Source organism: Leisingera sp. ANG1 (assembly GCF_000203975.2).
Classification (GTDB): domain Bacteria; phylum Pseudomonadota; class Alphaproteobacteria; order Rhodobacterales; family Rhodobacteraceae; genus Leisingera.
Window position 1 is genome coordinate 350,334 of record NZ_AFCF02000001.1, and the last position, 17,527, is coordinate 367,860.

The 17,527-nt window shown below is 62.3% G+C and carries 13 protein-coding genes; 8 read left to right on the plus strand and 5 right to left on the minus strand.

The genetic code is table 11. The features are described 5' to 3' along the window. Positions 1-23: 23 nt before the first annotated feature. Entirely contained in the window at positions 24-2,069 is a 2,046-nt protein-coding gene (locus GC1_RS01715) for an ASKHA domain-containing protein (RefSeq protein ID WP_019296264.1), read from the minus strand. A 146-nt stretch (positions 2,070-2,215) separates the two neighbouring features. After that, positions 2,216-3,382, minus strand: coding sequence for a CaiB/BaiF CoA transferase family protein (locus tag GC1_RS01720; RefSeq protein WP_029204822.1), 1,167 nt, complete (start codon positions 3,380-3,382; stop codon positions 2,216-2,218). Positions 3,383-3,568: 186 nt separating this feature from the next. Here GC1_RS01720 and guaB point away from each other — a divergent pair, with 186 nt between their 5' ends. The 3 genes from guaB to GC1_RS01735 all read left to right on the plus strand — a co-directional run bounded on the left by guaB (position 3,569) and on the right by GC1_RS01735 (position 8,648). Then, on the plus strand, positions 3,569-5,017 hold the full coding sequence (gene guaB / locus GC1_RS01725; protein WP_019296266.1) for an IMP dehydrogenase: 1,449 nt from the start codon (positions 3,569-3,571) through the stop codon (positions 5,015-5,017). Between the two features lie 48 nt (positions 5,018-5,065). Next, entirely contained in the window at positions 5,066-6,238 is a 1,173-nt protein-coding gene (locus tag GC1_RS01730; protein ID WP_019296267.1) for an RsmB/NOP family class I SAM-dependent RNA methyltransferase, read from the plus strand. 94 nt (positions 6,239-6,332) lie between these two features. Next, positions 6,333-8,648, plus strand: coding sequence for an ATP-binding response regulator (locus GC1_RS01735; RefSeq protein ID WP_019296268.1), 2,316 nt, complete (start codon positions 6,333-6,335; stop codon positions 8,646-8,648). Between the two features lie 33 nt (positions 8,649-8,681). Here the strand turns inward: GC1_RS01735 and GC1_RS01740 are convergent, their stop codons facing one another. Continuing rightward, positions 8,682-9,281: a hypothetical protein gene (locus GC1_RS01740; RefSeq protein ID WP_019296269.1), complete on the minus strand. Its 600-nt coding sequence runs from the start codon at positions 9,279-9,281 to the stop codon at positions 8,682-8,684. Positions 9,282-9,473: 192 nt separating this feature from the next. Between GC1_RS01740 and recA the strand changes: the two genes are divergently transcribed. The 4 genes from recA (at position 9,474) to GC1_RS01760 (ending at position 14,197) form a co-directional block, all read left to right on the plus strand. Next, the gene (recA, locus tag GC1_RS01745; RefSeq protein ID WP_019296270.1) at positions 9,474-10,541 is read left to right on the plus strand and encodes a recombinase RecA; all 1,068 of its coding nucleotides are present in this window, start codon (positions 9,474-9,476) and stop codon (positions 10,539-10,541) included. Between the two features lie 156 nt (positions 10,542-10,697). After that, positions 10,698-13,349 (plus strand): alanine--tRNA ligase, encoded by a 2,652-nt coding sequence (gene alaS / locus GC1_RS01750; RefSeq protein WP_019296271.1) that lies wholly within the window; start codon positions 10,698-10,700, stop codon positions 13,347-13,349. 78 nt (positions 13,350-13,427) lie between these two features. Next, positions 13,428-13,715 carry a DUF1330 domain-containing protein gene (locus GC1_RS01755; protein WP_019296272.1) on the plus strand — a complete coding sequence of 96 codons (288 nt, stop codon included), beginning with the start codon at positions 13,428-13,430 and terminating at the stop codon, positions 13,713-13,715. Continuing rightward, a complete protein-coding gene (locus GC1_RS01760) occupies positions 13,715-14,197 on the plus strand; it encodes an MOSC domain-containing protein (RefSeq protein WP_019296273.1) in 483 nt (160 codons plus the stop codon). The genes GC1_RS01755 and GC1_RS01760 overlap by 1 nt, the downstream gene beginning before the upstream one ends. A gap of 42 nt (positions 14,198-14,239) precedes the next feature. Here GC1_RS01760 and typA read toward each other — a convergent pair whose 3' ends face one another. Beyond that, a complete protein-coding gene (gene typA, locus GC1_RS01765; RefSeq protein WP_019296274.1) occupies positions 14,240-16,060 on the minus strand; it encodes a translational GTPase TypA in 1,821 nt (606 codons plus the stop codon). Between the two features lie 93 nt (positions 16,061-16,153). Continuing rightward, the gene (locus GC1_RS01770; protein ID WP_019296275.1) at positions 16,154-16,489 is read right to left on the minus strand and encodes a DMT family transporter; all 336 of its coding nucleotides are present in this window, start codon (positions 16,487-16,489) and stop codon (positions 16,154-16,156) included. Positions 16,490-16,740: 251 nt separating this feature from the next. Between GC1_RS01770 and GC1_RS01775 the strand changes: the two genes are divergently transcribed. Next, positions 16,741-17,523, plus strand: coding sequence for a class II glutamine amidotransferase (locus GC1_RS01775; protein WP_019296276.1), 783 nt, complete (start codon positions 16,741-16,743; stop codon positions 17,521-17,523). Positions 17,524-17,527 lie beyond the last annotated feature (4 nt).

A 17,527-nucleotide genomic window follows, 5' to 3' on the forward strand; every position in this document is an offset into this window, starting at 1 on the left:
GCGGAATTTTCAGCCGGGCAGGATCAGCCGCGGCGGCGTCTGCGGCGCCCGCCTGCGCCGTCGCCGTCACCGCCGCCGGTGTTGAAATTCACCTGCGGCAGGGTCACCACGGTTTCCAGGATCGGGAAGGGTTCCGCCGAATTCGGGATTGCCGAGGCGTTTACGAAATGCTCTTGGAAGCGGGGTTCGACGGCGGTCTCGATCTTCTCGATCCGGCGCACGGTTTCCTCAATCTCGCCGCGCGCTTCGGTGTTCAGAAGCGCAATACGGGCGCCGGTGCCCGCGGCGTTGCCGGCCGAGGTGACCTTCTCCAGCACGCAATCGGGGATCATGCCCAGAACCATCGCGTGTTTCGCTGAGATATGCGCGCCAAAGGCGCCGGCCAGCACTACGCGGTCGACGTTTTGAACGCCGAACTTGTCCATCAAGAGGCGCGCGCCGGAGTAGAGCGCCGCCTTGGCCATCTGGATCGCGCGGATGTCCGGGTTGGTGACGGTGATGGTTGGGCCGCCCTCGGCGGAGCCGTCCCACAGCATATAGGCATTGGTGCGCCCGTCCGCGATGCAGCGGGCGGAGCCGGTCTGCTCTGCCGAGCCGATCAGGCCCGAAGCATCCAGAACACCCGTCAGGCGCATCTCGGCAATCGCCTCAATGATGCCGGAGCCGCAGATTCCGGTGATACCGGTGGTGGCGATGGATTCCGAGAAGCCGTCCTCATCCGACCAGACGTCAGAGCCGATCACCCGGAAGCGCGGTTCCTTGGTCTCCGGGTTGATCTCAACGCGTTCGATGGCGCCGGGGGCGGCGCGTTGGCCGCTGGAGATCTGCGCGCCCTCAAACGCCGGGCCGGTGGGGGAGGAGCAGGCGAGAACCTTTTCCTTGTTGCCCAGCAGGATCTCGGCATTGGTTCCAACGTCCACGACCAGCACCAGGTCTTCGGATTTGTCGGGTGCTTCCGACAGCGCCACCGCAGCAGCATCGGCGCCGACGTGGCCGGCAATGCACGGCAGCAGGTAGACGCGGGCGGCGGGGTGGATGTTCAGGTCCAGTTCCACAGCGCGCAGCGCCAGCGCATTGGAGGTCGCCAGCGCAAAGGGCGCCTGGCCCAGCTCGAACGGGTCAATCCCGAGGAACAGGTGGTGCATCACCGGGTTGCAGACAAAGACCGCATCCACGATCAGCGCTTTGTCGATCTCTGCCTCAGCCGCGATCTGAGTGAACAGCGCGTTCATGCCCTCGCGCACCGCGCGGGTCATTTCCTGGTCGCCGCCCTTGTTCATCATCGAATAGGAGACCCGGCTCATCAGGTCTTCGCCAAAACGGATCTGTGGGTTCATGATGCCGGAGGAGGCCACGACCTCGCCGGTCTGAAGGTCGCAGAGGTGCGCGGCGATGGTGGTGGAGCCAAGGTCGACCGCCAAGCCGTAGATCGAGCCCTCATAGAAGCCGGGCCAGATGTGCATGATCTTGGGCGGGTGGTTTTCGTCACCCAGATGCACGGCCACGGTGACCTTCCAGCCTCCTTTGCGCAGGGCAGGCTGAAGCACGCTCAGGATATGGAGGTCGGTCTTGACGCCTTTCAGGTTCCACTGGGCGTCCAGCGCCTCAATCAGCCGCTCCATATCGCCGGTGGGCTTGTGCATGTCGGGTTCTTCCACCTCGACATAGTACAGCCGGGTGGAGGGGTTCATGGTGATGTCGCGGGCCTCGGCGCGCTTGCGCACCACCTGGCGGTGGACCTGGCTTTCCGGCGGCACGTCGATCACGATGTCGCCCTGAACGGTGGCCTGGCAGCCCAGGCGGCGGCCGTCGATCAGGCCGCGCTTGTCCTTGTAGCGCTGCTCGACCTTGTTCCACTCGCTCAGCGCGCCCTCGGCCACGGTCACACCGTGCTTCGGGAATTCGCCGTAGGAGGGCGTAATCTGGCACTTGGAGCAGATGCCGCGGCCGCCGCAGACCGAGTCGAGATCGACACCGAGCTGCCGGGCGGCTGTCAGGATCGGCGTGCCCGCGGGGAAACGCCCGCGTTTGCCGGAGGGGGTAAACACAACGAGGGGTTCGTCAGTCATGCCTGTGGCCTTCTCATTCCGCAATTTAGGCGGAGCATATGGGCTTTTGCGGCAAGCGAAAGGCAATGGGCGGCATTTTCCCGTCTGCGGGCGCCATTTTTGAAGAATTGATGTGTTTGAAATGCGATTTATGGCCCGGCTTTAGGTTAGCCGCCCGCCTGTGCCTCAACGTCCTCAAGCCACGCCAGAATCTCAGTCCGGTTGCCGTCGAGCTGCGGGGCTGGGCGGCGGGTATCCGGGTCCGGCAGGCCGCTCATCTTGATCGGGTTGCCGGCGGACAGGTTTTCCGGGCGGCCGTCCTTGCCCAGCACATCGACAACCATGTTGCGGGCCAGGATCTGCGGGTCGCGCAGCACCTGATCCACGGTCTGGATCGGGCCGGTGGGAACGCCGGCCTCGCTCAGCACGGCGATCCAGTGGGCTTTGGGCTGATCCAGAGTAATTGCTTCGATCAAGCGCTTCAGAAGGCGCGCGTTTTCGCAGCGCGCCGGGTTGGTGGCAAAGCGCGGGTCCGCGGCCAGCGGCAGCTGCAGAGCTTCGCAGAGCCGGGTAAACAGCGCGTCATTGCCGGCCGCGATCACGAACAGCCCGTCCGCAGCGTGGAAGGTCTCAAACGGGGTGATTGACGGATGCCGCGCACCGGAGGGTTGCGGTGCTTCGCCGGTGACGGAGGTGATGGCGATGGCGTGTTCCAAGAGGGCCAGCTGGCTGTCCAGCATCGCAACGTCGATGAACCGGCCCTTGCCCGTTTTCTGGACGTCCAGAAGTGCTGCGAGAATGCCGTGGCCGAGGAACATGCCCGCAACGATGTCCCCGATGGAGGCGCCGACCCGGACCGGCTCGCGGTTTTTCTCTCCGGTGATCGACATGACCCCGCCACGGGCTTGAACCACCATGTCATAGGCCGGTTTCAACGCGTCCGGGCCGGTGTGCCCGAAGCCCGAGACCGCACCGTAGATCAGCCGGGGGAACCGGGCGTGCAGGTCTTCCCAGCCGTAGCCCAGCCGCTGCATCACCCCGGGCCGGTAGTTTTCCAGGAGCACGTCCGCCTGACCTAGCAGGCGTTCGAAGATTTTACGGTCCTCCGGTGCCTTTAGGTCCAATGCGATGCTTCGCTTGCCGTGGTTGATGGTTGCGAAATAGGCGCTGCTGCCGTGTTTGAAGGGTGGGAAGGCGCGGGTGTCGTCGCCGGTGCCGGGCCGTTCCACCTTGATCACCCTGGCGCCGAGGTCTGACAGGATCATCGAGCAATAGGGGCCTGCCAGAACATGGGTCAGGTCCAGAATGGTGATGTTTTCCAAGGGGGCGGACATGGCAAAATCCTGCATCATTTCTGCAGCTTTACTGATAACCGCAGCAGTGCCGCGCGCATTGACCCAGATCAGCCTGCTGCCAAAGAATTGCTGCGCTGCAGGAATTCTTGGCGCCGGCCTCTTTCCACCCGCAAGCTTCTGTGCCATAGGGTCACCGCCAAACGGGGTTATGCATGAGGACGACCAATGCAGATTCGTGAGGCTCTCACCTTTGATGATGTTCTACTGGTGCCAGGCGCGTCGAGCGTTCTGCCCAACACTGCGGATACGCGCACACGGGTGACCCAGTCGATCGCCCTCAACATTCCGCTGCTGAGTTCGGCAATGGACACCGTGACCGAGGCACGGATGGCGATTGCGATGGCGCAGGCCGGCGGCATGGGCGTGATCCACAAGAACCTGAACACCGAGGAACAGGCCCGCGAAGTGCGCCGGGTCAAGCGGTTCGTGTCCGGCATTGTTTACAACCCCATTACCCTGACCCCGGATCAGACCCTGGCCGATGCCCAGGCGCTGCAGGAACGCTACCGCGTCACCGGCTTCCCGGTGGTTGATGGCTCTGGCCGCGTGGTTGGCATCGTCACCAACCGCGACATGCGCTTTGCCAATGATGCCAGCACGCCGGTTTCGGTGATGATGACCTCGAACAACCTGGCGATGCTGCAGGAACCGGCCGATCTGGAAGAGGCCAAGTCGCTGATGAAGGCGCGCCGGATCGAAAAGCTGCTGGTGTCTGACAAGGACGGCAAGCTGACGGGTCTCTTGACCCTCAAAGACACCGAGCAGGCGGTTCTGAACCCCACTGCCTGCAAGGACGAGCTGGGCCGTCTGCGCGTTGCGGCTGCCAGCTCTGTCGGGGACAGTGGTTATGAGCGTTCTGAGGCGCTGATTGATGCAGGTGTGGACGTGGTGGTGGTGGACACTGCGCACGGCCACTCCGCTGGCGTGATCGACGCGGTGAAGCGGATCAAGGCGCAGTACAGCAATATTCAGGTGATTGCAGGCAATGTGGCCACCGGTGAGGCAACGCGAGCGCTGATCGACGCAGGCGCCGATGCGGTCAAGGTTGGCATCGGTCCGGGTTCCATCTGCACCACCCGCATGGTGGCGGGTGTTGGCGTGCCGCAGCTGACCGCGATCATGGACTGCGCCGCAGCTGCGGGCGATGTGCCGGTCATCGCGGATGGCGGCATCAAGTTCTCGGGTGATTTCGCCAAGGCGATTGCAGCGGGTGCCTCCTGCGCCATGGTCGGCTCGATGATTGCCGGCACCGATGAAAGCCCTGGAGAAGTGATCCTGTATCAGGGCCGCTCCTTCAAATCCTACCGCGGCATGGGGTCCATGGGCGCCATGGCGCGTGGCTCCGCCGACCGGTATTTCCAGAAGGATGCCGCCAGCGACAAGCTGGTGCCGGAAGGGATCGAAGGCCAGGTGCCGTATAAAGGCGGTGCAAACGCAGTCATCCACCAGCTGGTGGGCGGCCTGCGGGCGGCGATGGGCTATACCGGCTGCGCCACCGTCGATGAGATGCGCAAGAACTGCAATTTTGTCCGCATCACCGGCGCCGGGCTGAAGGAAAGCCACGTCCACGACGTGCAGATCACCCGCGAAGCGCCGAACTACCGGGTGGGCTGAGACCATGATGGCCGCTTGTGAAAAGAACGCGGAATACGGGGCAGGGGCATGACCCCTGCCGCCCGCCTGCAGGCGGCCATCGAAATCCTGGATCAGGTGCTGGCAGGGGAACCCGCCGAGAAGGCGCTGACTTCCTGGGGACGCCGCAGCCGTTTTGCCGGGTCAAAGGACCGGGCGGCAGTGCGCGATCATGTGTTTGACGCGGTACGCTGCCTGCGCTCGCATACTGCCCTTGGCGGAAGCCGCAGCGGCCGCGGTCTGATCCTGGGTGCGCTGCGCGAGGCAGGGCAGAACCCGGATGAGGTGTTCACCGGCCAGGGCCATGCGCCCGCACCTCTGACGGACGGGGAACGGGAACTGCCGTCCGCGCCTGCCGGGGCGGAGGCGCTGGATATCCCTGACTGGCTGTGGCCGGATTTCGCTGCCAGCCTGGGGGATCAGGCTGAGGCTGCTGCGCTGGCGATGCGCAGCCGGGCGCCGGTGCATTTGCGGGTGAACAGCGCGCGCGGAACTGTTGAACAGGCGGTGCAAGCATTGGCTGCGGAAGGCATCATTGCTGAACCGCATCCGGCAGCGGCAACCGCGCTGGAGGTGACCGAAGGCGCGCGGAAATTGCGCAACGCCAAACCGTATCAGGATGGACTGGTAGAACTGCAGGACGCGGCCAGCCAAGCCGTGACGGACCGTCTGCCGCTGACGGACGGCATGAAGGTCCTGGATTATTGCGCCGGCGGCGGCGGCAAGACGCTCGCCATGGCGGCCCGAGCCAGCCTCCAGAGTTTCGCGCATGACGCCGAGCCGCGGCGGATGAAGGACCTTCCGGCGCGCGCCGCGCGTGCCGGGGCAAAGGTTTCGCTGCTTTCGACTGCGGATCTGGCAAGCTCCGGGCCGTTTGACCTGGTTTTATGCGATGTGCCTTGTTCCGGTTCCGGTTCCTGGCGGCGGGCGCCGGAAGGTAAATGGCGTCTGACTGCCGAAGGGCTGGCGGATCTGCAACGCATCCAGGGTGAAATCCTGCGCAAGGCCGCCGGGCTGGTCTCACAGGATGGTGTGCTGGCGTATGCGACCTGCTCCATGCTGGATGGTGAAAACATCGCGCAGGTTCAACGGTTTATGGATGATAATCCCGGCTGGGATCTAGCCGATCAAAACGGCTGGCAGGTGCAGGATGGCACCGACGGCTTTTATGTTGCTGTGTTGACGCGCGCGAAACGCGGTTGATAGGGTTTTGGCTGAAAACCTTTGTGTTTCTTAACGTGGTTTTAACCTAAACCGCCGCGTTATGGCGGCATTCTCTACTGACCATGGAGCCGTAATGTCCGGTCGCCAAGACACCTCCGTTCCGGAACTGCGAGTTTACGCACCTGAGCACGCCAGGCTGGCGGCGACACTGCTGCTGGCGGTGATCCTGATGGCTGGGCCTTTGATGCTGCCGCTGCCGGACTGGATGGGACGTGGTTTTGTCATGGTCGGGCTGACGCTGGCGGCCGTGGCAGTGCTGCTTGTGGTGCAGACCCGGATGCGCCTGAACGCACGGTCGATGGCGGCAGAGCTATTGACCGGTTTTATCGAAAAAGATGCTACGCCCAGTTTTGTCACCGACGGTGACGGAATGATCCATGCCTGCAACGGTGCCGCGGTCAAGCGGTTTCAGGATGCCAGCCGCGATACTCTGGCGGGCACTTTGCGCTCGATCCTGGCGAACCCTTCCGCAGTGCTCTACCGGCTGCAGAGCCGGGCTCGCGTTGATGGCGCGGCGCGTGAGGATATCGTGACCCGCCGGGGCCATGTGCGGCTGGCCGTGCACCAGATGAGCGGCGGCAGTTTCCTGTGGCGGGTCGAGGATATTCTGGACCGCGGCGGCAATGGCCGCGGCGCCGATGCGCTGCCGGTTCCGATGATCACGGTAGGCCGCACCGGCGCGGTATTGTTCATGAACGAAGCCGCCCGCAGCCTGATTGGTGAGCGGGTGAAATCCACTGACCGCCTGTTTCCGGCGCTGCCGGTGCTGCCGGGTCAGATCAACACGCTCAGCACCAAGGAAGGACCGAAGCAGGTTCTGGTCAGCGAGCAAAACCGCACTCAGGGCCGCAGTGAACTGTTCCTGATGGAGGTGGACGAAAGCAGTTTCGACTCTGCCCAGGCCGGGTTTGAGGCGTTGCCGGTTCCTTTCCTGAAGGTGGCGCCGACGGGTGAGATCCTGAGCAGCAACCGGATGGCGCTGCGGCTGCTTGGCGTCGATAACTGCGCCAATCTCAAACTTGGCCAGCTGATGGAGGGCCTGGGGCGCCCGATGTCGGATTGGCTGCGCGATACCGCGGACGGGCTGGCACCCAACAAGTCGGAATTCCTGCGGCTGTCCCGCTCGGACAAGGAGGTTTTTGTCCAGGTCACGCTGACCCGCGTGGTTGAAGACGGCACGCCGCTGCTGATTGCGGTTCTGAATGACGCAACTGAGCTGAAGACGCTGGAAGCTCAGTTCGTGCAAAGCCAGAAGATGCAGGCGATCGGCCAGCTGGCGGGTGGGGTTGCGCATGACTTCAACAACCTGCTGACAGCGATCTCCGGCCATTGCGACCTGCTGCTGCTGCGCCATGATCAGGGAGATCAGGATTACGGCGATCTGATCCAGATCCATGAAAACGCCAACCGGGCGGCCTCGCTGGTAAGCCAGCTGCTGGCGTTCTCGCGCAAGCAGACATTGCAGCCGGAGACCCTGGATGTGCGGGATACGCTGTCGGACCTGACCCACCTGCTGAACCGTCTGGTGGGGGAAAAGGTCACCCTGACCCTCAGCCACGATCCGGTGATGAAGTCGATCCGAGCCGACAAGCGGCAGCTGGAACAGGTGCTGATGAACCTGGTTGTGAACGCCCGCGATGCGATGCCGCAAGGCGGCGAGATCCGGGTCGAAACAGAGGTCATCTCTCTCGATAAGCCGCTGGAGCGGAACCGGGCTACGGTGCCTGCTGGCGACTGGGTGACGGTGAAGGTTTCTGACGAGGGCGTCGGAATTGCACCGGATAAGCTGCAGAAGGTCTTTGAGCCGTTTTACACCACCAAGCGCACGGGTGAAGGAACCGGCCTGGGCCTGTCCACGGCCTATGGCATCATCAAGCAGACGGGCGGCTATATCTTTGTCGATTCGGTAAAGGGGCACGGCACCCAGTTCACTCTGTTCTTCCCGGTCTATAAGCAGCAATCAGAGCAGATGGCCGCTGAGAAGCCGGAAGCGGCGGAAGATAAAACTGTTGCTGCACAGCATGGGGAGGGTGTGGTGCTGCTGGTCGAGGACGAGGCGCCGGTGCGTGCCTTTGCCTCCCGTGCGCTCAGGATGCGCGGCTACACGGTGCTGGAGGCGGAGTCGGCTGAGGATGCCCTGCGCACGCTGGAAGATCCGGGTCTGACGGTAGACGTGTTCGTGACCGATGTGGTGATGCCGGGCATGGACGGCCCCAGCTGGGTACGGGAAGCACTGAAGGAGCGCCCGGATACCCGCGTGGTGTTCGTCTCCGGCTATGCAGAGGGCGCCTTTGGCGAGGCAGAGCCGGACGTGCCGAACTCTGTCTTCCTGCCAAAACCCTTCTCTCTCAACCAGTTGACCGAGACAGTGCACGCGCAGCTGCATTGACCTGACAACCCGCCGGTTCCGGCGGGTTTTCTTTCAGCGGACCGGAATGCTGCTGTATAATTCGAACTCAGCCGCGCGCTTGCGCCGCAGGTGCGCCTCAGCTTCAGGGCTGAGATCCAGAGGCGCCTGAGGGCTGACGTTTTTGCGGTCCAGGCGGATTTCGGTGTCCAGACGGGATTCAAGAAACCCTTTCAGCGCGTCCTGATCCTCGTATCGGAACAGATGGCTGACTTTGCAGCCGTTTGGCTGCGCTTCCAGGAATTTTACCTGGCTGCCGACGTTGGCAAAGGCAGGCGGCTTGCCCTTGCAATAGGCGTGCAGGAAATTGTCGAAGCTGATCCCCTTAGTTGAGTTGGGTTTGCCGTCCAGCGCTGCCCGCTGCCGGTAGCGGTACCAACTGCCCAGCCAGCTGACAGGTTCGCGCACGACGGCCGCAACCTCCAGTTCAGCACCGCAGACCTTCTCGAACATCGGCCGGATCCAGCGGTTGTAGCGGTAGAGCGGCGCGTGTTTCAGCTCAGGAGGATCGGAAATCACCAGATCGGCGCGGTCGCGCAAGGCCGCCTGAAACGCGGTGGTTCCGGTTTTGGGAACGGAGAGAAGCGCCAGCCGTTCCTTGAAAAATATCATCATTCCGTTAACTGCCCGGTAAATAATCTTGCTGCCGATTAACCATAAACCAATCTTTAACATCCCGGTCCCGAAGTGGGTACACCAGAAACTTGTTGCAATGTTCTCTTTTTGATCTCATAAGGAACAAGAGGTGAACAAAGCAGTGATTGCCGCGCGCCCCGGTGTGTGACACATAGAAAAGGACAAGGGACTATGGCGGATCTTTTGACCATGAAAAATAAAGTAAGCGGTGACAAGCAAAAGGCGCTCGACAGCGCGCTTGCCCAGATTGAGCGGCAGTTCGGCAAAGGCTCGATCATGAAGCTCGGCGATGGCACTGCTCTGCAGGAGATCGAGGCAAGCTCGACCGGCTCTCTGGGGCTCGACATCGCGCTGGGTATCGGCGGCCTGCCGATGGGGCGGATCATTGAAATCTACGGCCCGGAAAGCTCCGGCAAGACAACGCTGACCCTGCACTGCATTGCAGAACAGCAGAAGAAGGGCGGCGTTTGCGCCTTTGTCGACGCGGAACACGCGCTGGACCCGCAGTATGCGGCCAAGCTGGGCGTTGATCTGGATGAGCTGCTGATTTCGCAGCCCGACACCGGCGAACAGGCGCTGGAAATCACCGACACCCTGGTGCGCTCTGGAGCGGTCAACATGGTGATCGTCGACTCGGTGGCAGCACTGACCCCGAAGTCGGAGCTTGAGGGCGACATGGGCGACAGCAACGTCGGCGTGCAGGCCCGCCTGATGAGCCAGGCGATGCGCAAGCTGACCGGCTCCATCAGCCGTTCCAAATGCATGGTGATCTTCATCAACCAGATCCGCATGAAGATCGGCGTGATGTTCGGCTCCCCCGAAACCACCACCGGCGGCAACGCGCTGAAATTCTACTCCTCCGTCCGTCTGGACATCCGCCGCATCGGTGCGATCAAGGACCGGGACGAGGTGGTAGGCAACGCAACCCGCGTCAAGGTGGTGAAAAACAAGGTGGCGCCGCCGTTCAAGCAGGTTGAGTTTGACATCATGTATGGCGAAGGCATCTCCAAGATGGGCGAACTGCTGGATCTGGGCGTGGCGGCCGGTGTCGTCAACAAGTCCGGCGCCTGGTTCTCCTACGGGGATGAACGGATCGGGCAGGGGCGGGAAAACGCCAAGACCTTTCTGAAGGAAAACCCGTCTGTTGCCTTTGACATTGAGGACAAGATCCGCGCCTCCCACGGGCTGGAATTCGAGCGCCCGGCGACAGACGACGCGGACGATATCCTTGAGGCCTAAACGCCGGAAAATCTGATCAAATCCCGAAACATTTAGGGCGTGGCGCGAGCTGCGCCCTTTTTCGCGGGGTGACGCCGCTTCCCGCTGTGGACAGCGCCCTGGTGCGGGGTTAAACCTGCCCGGAACGCTTAGAAAAGCCCGCAAGAGATCCCGCATATGCCGACGCTCAACGATATCCGCTCAACCTTTCTGAACTACTTTGCCAAACAGGGGCATGAGGTGGTCGACTCCAGCCCGCTGGTGCCGCGCAATGACCCGACCCTGATGTTCACCAACTCGGGCATGGTTCAGTTCAAGAACTGTTTCACCGGAGTGGAAACACGCGACTACAAGCGCGCCACCACTTCGCAGAAATGCGTGCGGGCCGGCGGCAAGCACAACGACCTCGACAACGTCGGTTACACCGCGCGCCACCACACGTTTTTCGAAATGCTCGGTAATTTCTCCTTTGGCGACTACTTCAAGCATGAGGCGATCCCTTTTGCCTGGGAGCTGATCACCAAGGAACTCGAGGTTCCGAAGGACCGGCTTTACACCACCGTTTATCACACCGATGACGAAGCCTTTGACATCTGGAAAAAGATCGGCGTGCCGGAGGACCGGATCATCCGTATCGCCACCTCGGACAATTTCTGGCAGATGGGCGATACCGGCCCCTGCGGCCCCTGCACCGAGATCTTCTATGACCATGGCGACCACATCTGGGGCGGCCCTCCGGGCTCGCCGGAGGAAGATGGCGACCGCTTCATCGAGATCTGGAACCTCGTCTTCATGCAGAACGAGAAGTTCGCGGACGGCTCGATGGTGGATCTGGAGATGCAGTCCATCGACACCGGCATGGGGCTGGAGCGGATCGCGGCGCTGCTGCAGGGCACCCACGACAACTATGAGACCGATCTGTTCAAGTCGCTGATCGAAGCCTCGGCGAACGTCACCAACACCGATCCGTTTGGCGATCAGAACGTGCATCACCGGGTGATCGCCGATCACCTGCGCTCCTGCTCCTTCCTGATTGCCGAAGGCGTGCTGCCGTCGAACGAGGGCCGCGGCTATGTTCTGCGCCGGATCATGCGGCGGGCGATGCGTCATGCGTCGCTTTTGGGTGCCACCGATCCGGTGATGCACAAGCTGGTGCCGTCGCTGGTTCAGAAGATGGGCGCGGCCTATCCGGAGCTCGGCCAGGGCCAGGCATTGATCGAAGAAACCTTCGAACAGGAAGAAACCCGCTTTCTCAAGACCCTGGACCGCGGCCTGAAGCTGCTGGACGAAGCCTCTGCCGATCTGGACAAGGGCGACGTGCTGCCAGGCGAAACTGCATTCAAGCTCTATGACACCTACGGCTTCCCGCTCGACCTGACGCAGGACGCCCTGCGCGCCAAGGAAATCGAGGTCGACACCGATGGGTTCGACGCTGCGATGAAAGAGCAGAAAGAGAAATCCCGCGCTGGCGGTATTGGTTTGGGCGAAGCCGCGGATGTGAAGGTTTACTTCGACATCGTGGACGCAGCCGGCACCACTGATTTCTTAGGCTATGAGACCGAGAAGGCCGAGGGCCAGATCGTAGCCATCGTCAAGGACGGCGCGCAGGTGCAGTCCGCGGCCAAGGGCGACACGGTGCAGGTGATCCTGAACCAGACGCCGTTTTATGGCGAAAGCGGCGGCCAGGTAGGTGACACCGGCGTGCTGACCGTTGAAGGCGGCGCGGCACGTATCACCGACACCAAGAAGGTGGAGGGCCTGTTCCTGCACATCGCCGAAGTGACCGAGGGCGAAATTGCCGTTGGCAAGGGCGCGGCGATGGGAGTGGATCACGCGCGCCGCAGCAAGATCCGCGCCAACCATTCGGCCACTCACCTGCTGCACGAGGCGCTGCGCAACGCGCTGGGTGAACATGTGGCGCAGAAGGGCTCTTTGAATGCTGAGGACCGCCTGCGGTTCGATTTCAGCCACAACAAGGCGATGAGCGCAGATGAGCTCGCCAAGGTCGGCTCGGAAGTGAATGATTTCATTCGTCAGAACACACCCGTGTCCACCCGGATCATGACCCCGGATGATGCACGCGAGCTTGGCGCCCAGGCGCTGTTCGGCGAGAAGTACGGCGAAGAGGTCCGCGTTGTCTCCATGGGCCGTGCACCGACCGGCAAAGGCCACGATGGCGATACCTATTCGATCGAACTGTGCGGCGGCACCCATGTGAAGCAGACCGGCGACATCGGCACATTTGTTATCCTGGGCGACAGCGCGTCCTCTGCTGGGGTGCGCCGGATCGAGGCGCTGACCGGTGCCGCGGCGGTTGAGCATCTGGAGCGCGAGGCAGGCCGCATGGCTGAGGTCGCTGGTGCGCTGAAGGCGCAGCCTGCGGAGGTTCTGGACCGCCTCAAGGCAATGATGGAAGAGCGCAAAGCGCTGCAGAACGAGATTTCCAACCTCAAGCAGCAGATTGCCATGGGCGGCGGCTCCGGTGGCGGCGCTGAGGCCAAGGACGTCAATGGCAAGAAGTTCCTGGCCCAGGCTCTGCAGGGGGTTTCCGGCAAAGATCTCCGCGGGCTGATTGATGCGCACAAGCAGAACATCGGCTCCGGTGTGATCCTGCTGATCGCGGAGGACGACGGCAAGGTGGCCGTGGCCGCTGGCGTCACCGATGATCTGACCGGCGATATTTCTGCCGTTGACGTGCTGAAGGCCGCGGTTCCTGCTGTGGGCGGCAAGGGGGGCGGCGGCCGTCCTGATATGGCCCAGGGCGGCGGCAAGGACTTCTCCGGCGCCGAGGAAGCCATCAAGGCAGCAGAAGCTTTGCTGGCGGGCTGACCAATTGGTCAAAAAATGCTTGGTCTTTCCGGCAAACTGCCTAAGCTGCCGGAAAGATCATCACTAAGGGAGGCTCTGATGCCCGCACTCTGGATCGCACATGTGACCGTCACCGACGCCGATGCCTATGGCAAATACGCTGAGCTTGCAGGCCCGGCCATCGCCGCGCACGGCGGGGAATTCATTGCCCGAGGCGGCCGGTTCGTGCAGCTGGAGGGCAAGGAGCGCCCGCGCAACGTGGTTGCGAAATTCCCCAGTGTCGAAGCGGCGGTGGATTGCTATCACAGCCCCGAATACCAGGAAGCCCTGAACCACGCGCGCGGCGCGTCTGAGCGCGAGCTGATGGTGGTGGAAACTTCCGAGTAATGGTCACCGCATTTGCGGAAATGCTGAAACGCCACGCGGCCCCGGGCCTGGTGGCGTGGATTGGTGTGCGTCCCGGGCGCCGGGAAGAGGTTCTGACACCTGATAGTTCCGAACTGGGTTCAGCTGGTTTTACCGGCGATCACGCCAAGCCTGGGAAACGCGCCGTGACGCTGATTCAGGCTGAACATCTACCGGTCATCGCGGCCCTTGCTGGGTTGGAGACGGTGACGCCTGCCCAGCTTCGCCGAAATCTTGTGATTTCAGGTATTAACCTTGCAGCCCTGCGCAAAGCTTCGCTGCGGGTCGGCAGTGCGGTGCTGCGTGTCACCGGTCCCTGTCCACCGTGTTCGCGGATGGAGGAAGTGCTGGGCCACGGCGGTTACAATGCGATGCGCGGCCATGGCGGCTGGTATGCCGAAGTGCTGGAACCGGGCAGGGTGGCCTTGGGAGACAGGGTTACGCTTTTAACCGTCTCAGAATGAAAAACAACGGCGGCAGATGTCTCTGCCGCCGTCTTCTGTTCATTAGGCGTTTGCCTTGGACATCCGCTTGCGCTCATGCGGGTCCAGGTAACGCTTGCGCAGGCGCACGTTGTTCGGCGTCACCTCAACAAGTTCATCATCGTTGATATAGGCGATGGCCTCTTCCAGCGACAGCGTCATCGGAGTGGTCAGGCGCACGGCGTCGTCGGTGCCGGACGCCCGCACGTTGGTCAGCTTCTTGCCTTTCAGCGGGTTCACTTCCAGGTCGTTGTCGCGCGAATGCTCACCGATGATCATGCCGGTGTAGATGTCGGCCTGGGCGCCGATCATCATCTTGCCGCGCTCTTCCAGGTTCCACAGCGCGTAAGCCACGGACTGGCCGTTCTCCATCGAGATCAGCACGCCGGCGCGGCGGCCCGGGATCGCGCCCTTGTGCGGAGCCCAGCCGTGGAAAACGCGGTTCAGCACGCCGGTGCCGCGGGTGTCGGTCAGGAACTCGCCGTGATAGCCGATCAGGCCGCGCGAGGGGACGTGGGCGATGATCCGGGTCTTGCCTGCGCCTGCGGGCTTCATCTCGACCAGTTCACCCTTGCGGGCGCCGGTCAGCTTCTCGATCACTGCGCCGGAGTATTCGTCATCCACGTCAATGGTGGCTTCTTCGATCGGCTCCATGCGGACGCCGTCGACTTCCTTCATGATCACCTGCGGACGGGAGATCGACAGTTCGAACCCTTCGCGGCGCATGTTTTCAATCAGGACGCCCATCTGCAGTTCGCCGCGGCCGGAGACTTCGAACGCCTCGCCGCCGGGGGTGTCCTGGATCTTGATGGCAACGTTGCTTTCGGCCTCTTTCATCAGCCGGTCGCGGATCACGCGGGACTGCACTTTCTTACCGTCGCGGCCAGCGAGAGGGCTGTCGTTGATGCCGAAGGTCACGGTGATGGTCGGCGGGTCGATCGGCTGGGCGTCCAGCGCCTCATCCACGGCGAGGGCGCAGATGGTGTCGGCCACGGTGGCCTTGGACATACCGGCGATGGAAACGATGTCGCCTGCCTGGGCCTCTTCGATGTCCTGCTGGGCTAGGCCGCGGAAGGCTTGGATGCGGGTCACGCGGAACTGTTCGATCTTCTGGCCGATGCGGGAAATCGCCTGCACGGTGGCGCCGACCTTCAGCTTGCCGGATTCGACGCGGCCGGTCAGCAGGCGGCCCACAAACGGGTCGCTGCCCAGGGTGGTGGCCAGCATCCGGAAATCTTCGTCCTGGCGCTTGATCTGCTTGGGTTCCGGCACGTGGTTCACGATCAGGTTGAATAGCGCGTGCAGGTCCTTGCGCGGGCCATCCAGTTCTGCATCGGCCCAGCCGGAACGGCCGGACGCATACATATGCGGGAAGTCCAGCTGATCCTCGGTGGCGTCCAGCGAGGCAAAGAGGTCAAAGCATTCGTCCAGCGCGCGGTCAGGCTCGGCGTCCGGTTTGTCGACCTTGTTCAGCACCACGATCGGACGCAGACCCAGGGCCAGCGCCTTGGAGGTCACGAACTTGGTCTGCGGCATCGGGCCTTCGGCGGCGTCCACCAGCAGCACCACGCCGTCGACCATCGACAGGATCCGCTCCACCTCGCCGCCAAAGTCGGCGTGGCCGGGGGTGTCGACGATGTTGATGCGGGTGCCGTTCCACTCGACCGAAGTCGGCTTGGCAAAAATGGTGATGCCGCGTTCGCGCTCCAGATCGTTGCTGTCCATGGCGCGTTCCGCCACAGCCTGGTTTTCGCGGAAGGCGCCGGATTGTTTCAGCAGCTCGTCCACAAGCGTGGTTTTGCCGTGGTCAACGTGAGCAATGATCGCAATGTTGCGCAAGTCCATGACGTTCGCCTTTGTAAGGAAGTTGGGCCGCGCATAGCCCGAACCCCGCACAAAGGCCAGAGGAAAACCGCCCGGAAGCCCCGCAAATGCGGATCAATGGCCTGAAGTCTTGGAAAACAGGTGAATGATAATGATGCCGGACATGATCAGACCCATGCCGATCACGGCAGGCAGATCCAGCTTTTGCCCGAAAACGATGAAAGCGATGACCGCGATCAGCAGAATGCCGAGACCGGACCAGATCGCATAGACAATGCCAACCGGCATGAATTTGAGCGTGAGCCCCATCATGTAGAAAGAGAAAGCGTAGGCGACCAGCACGATCAGCGAGGGGCCAAGCTTGCTGAACTGCTGGCTGGCCTGCAGGGCCGTTGTACCGATGGTTTCTGCTGCCACCGCAATGATCAGGTAGACGTAGTGAACCGGCATCTCAGCCTCCCTCAAACGCTTGCCTCAAGTAAACCCGCAGGCCTGATCTCCCGCCTATCCGATCTATGCGTGCCAGGAAAGTCCCGATGCGGCAGCGGCAGGGCGGATTCCGCAAGGAGCGCAGAATGAACACGTCATTGTGCGCAGGCACACTGGACTGTGAATTGGGAAATTCTTAGGAGCTTGTTCCAATAATTGGGATCGGATTGAAACACTGATCTGATTCCCGGAAACGGAATGGGGATTGCCGCATGTGCCGCTGGGCTGCCTACACAGGTGCCGACGTCTTTCTGGAGGACATCATATCAACACCTGCGCATTCGCTGATTGCGCAAAGCCAAAAGGCGGTGGAGTGCAAGACTGCCACCAATGGCGACGGGTTCGGGATTGCCTGGTATGGCCAGCGGGCTGAGCCTGGGCTGTACCGTGATGTTTACCCGGCCTGGTCGGATTGCAACTTGCGGGCGCTGGTTCATCAGGTGCAATCCCGGCTATTCCTGGCGCATGTGCGGGCCTCCACCGGGTCTGCGACCAGCCGCAACAATTGCCATCCGTTTACCGCAGGCAAGTGGAGCTTTATGCATAATGGCCAGGTCGGAGGTTTCGAGAAGTTCCGCCGCCATGCCGATATGTGCATCCCGGACGAGCTGTATGAGCATCGCAGAGGCGCGACCGATAGTGAGGTTCTGTTTCTGCTGGCACTTTGTGAGGGGCTGGACGAGGACCCCAAAGGGTCGCTGGAACGCGCGGTGGCCCGGATGGAAGGCTTGTCGCGGGCGCGGGGCACCACACCGCACATGCGGCTGTCAGTGGCGATGTCGAATGGGCAGGCATTGTATGCCGCGCGTTATTCTTCCGACAGCATCGCGCCGTCCGTCTACTATCGCTGGAGCCAAAGCATGCAGGGCTGGGCGGTGGTGTCGGAGCCGCTGGAAGACACCGGAGAGGCGTGGAACGAACTGCAGCCGGGCGAGTTTTTAACGCTGACGCCCAAGGGCGCGGAAACCCAGCCGTTTCAACCGTTTCTGGAGTGAAGTG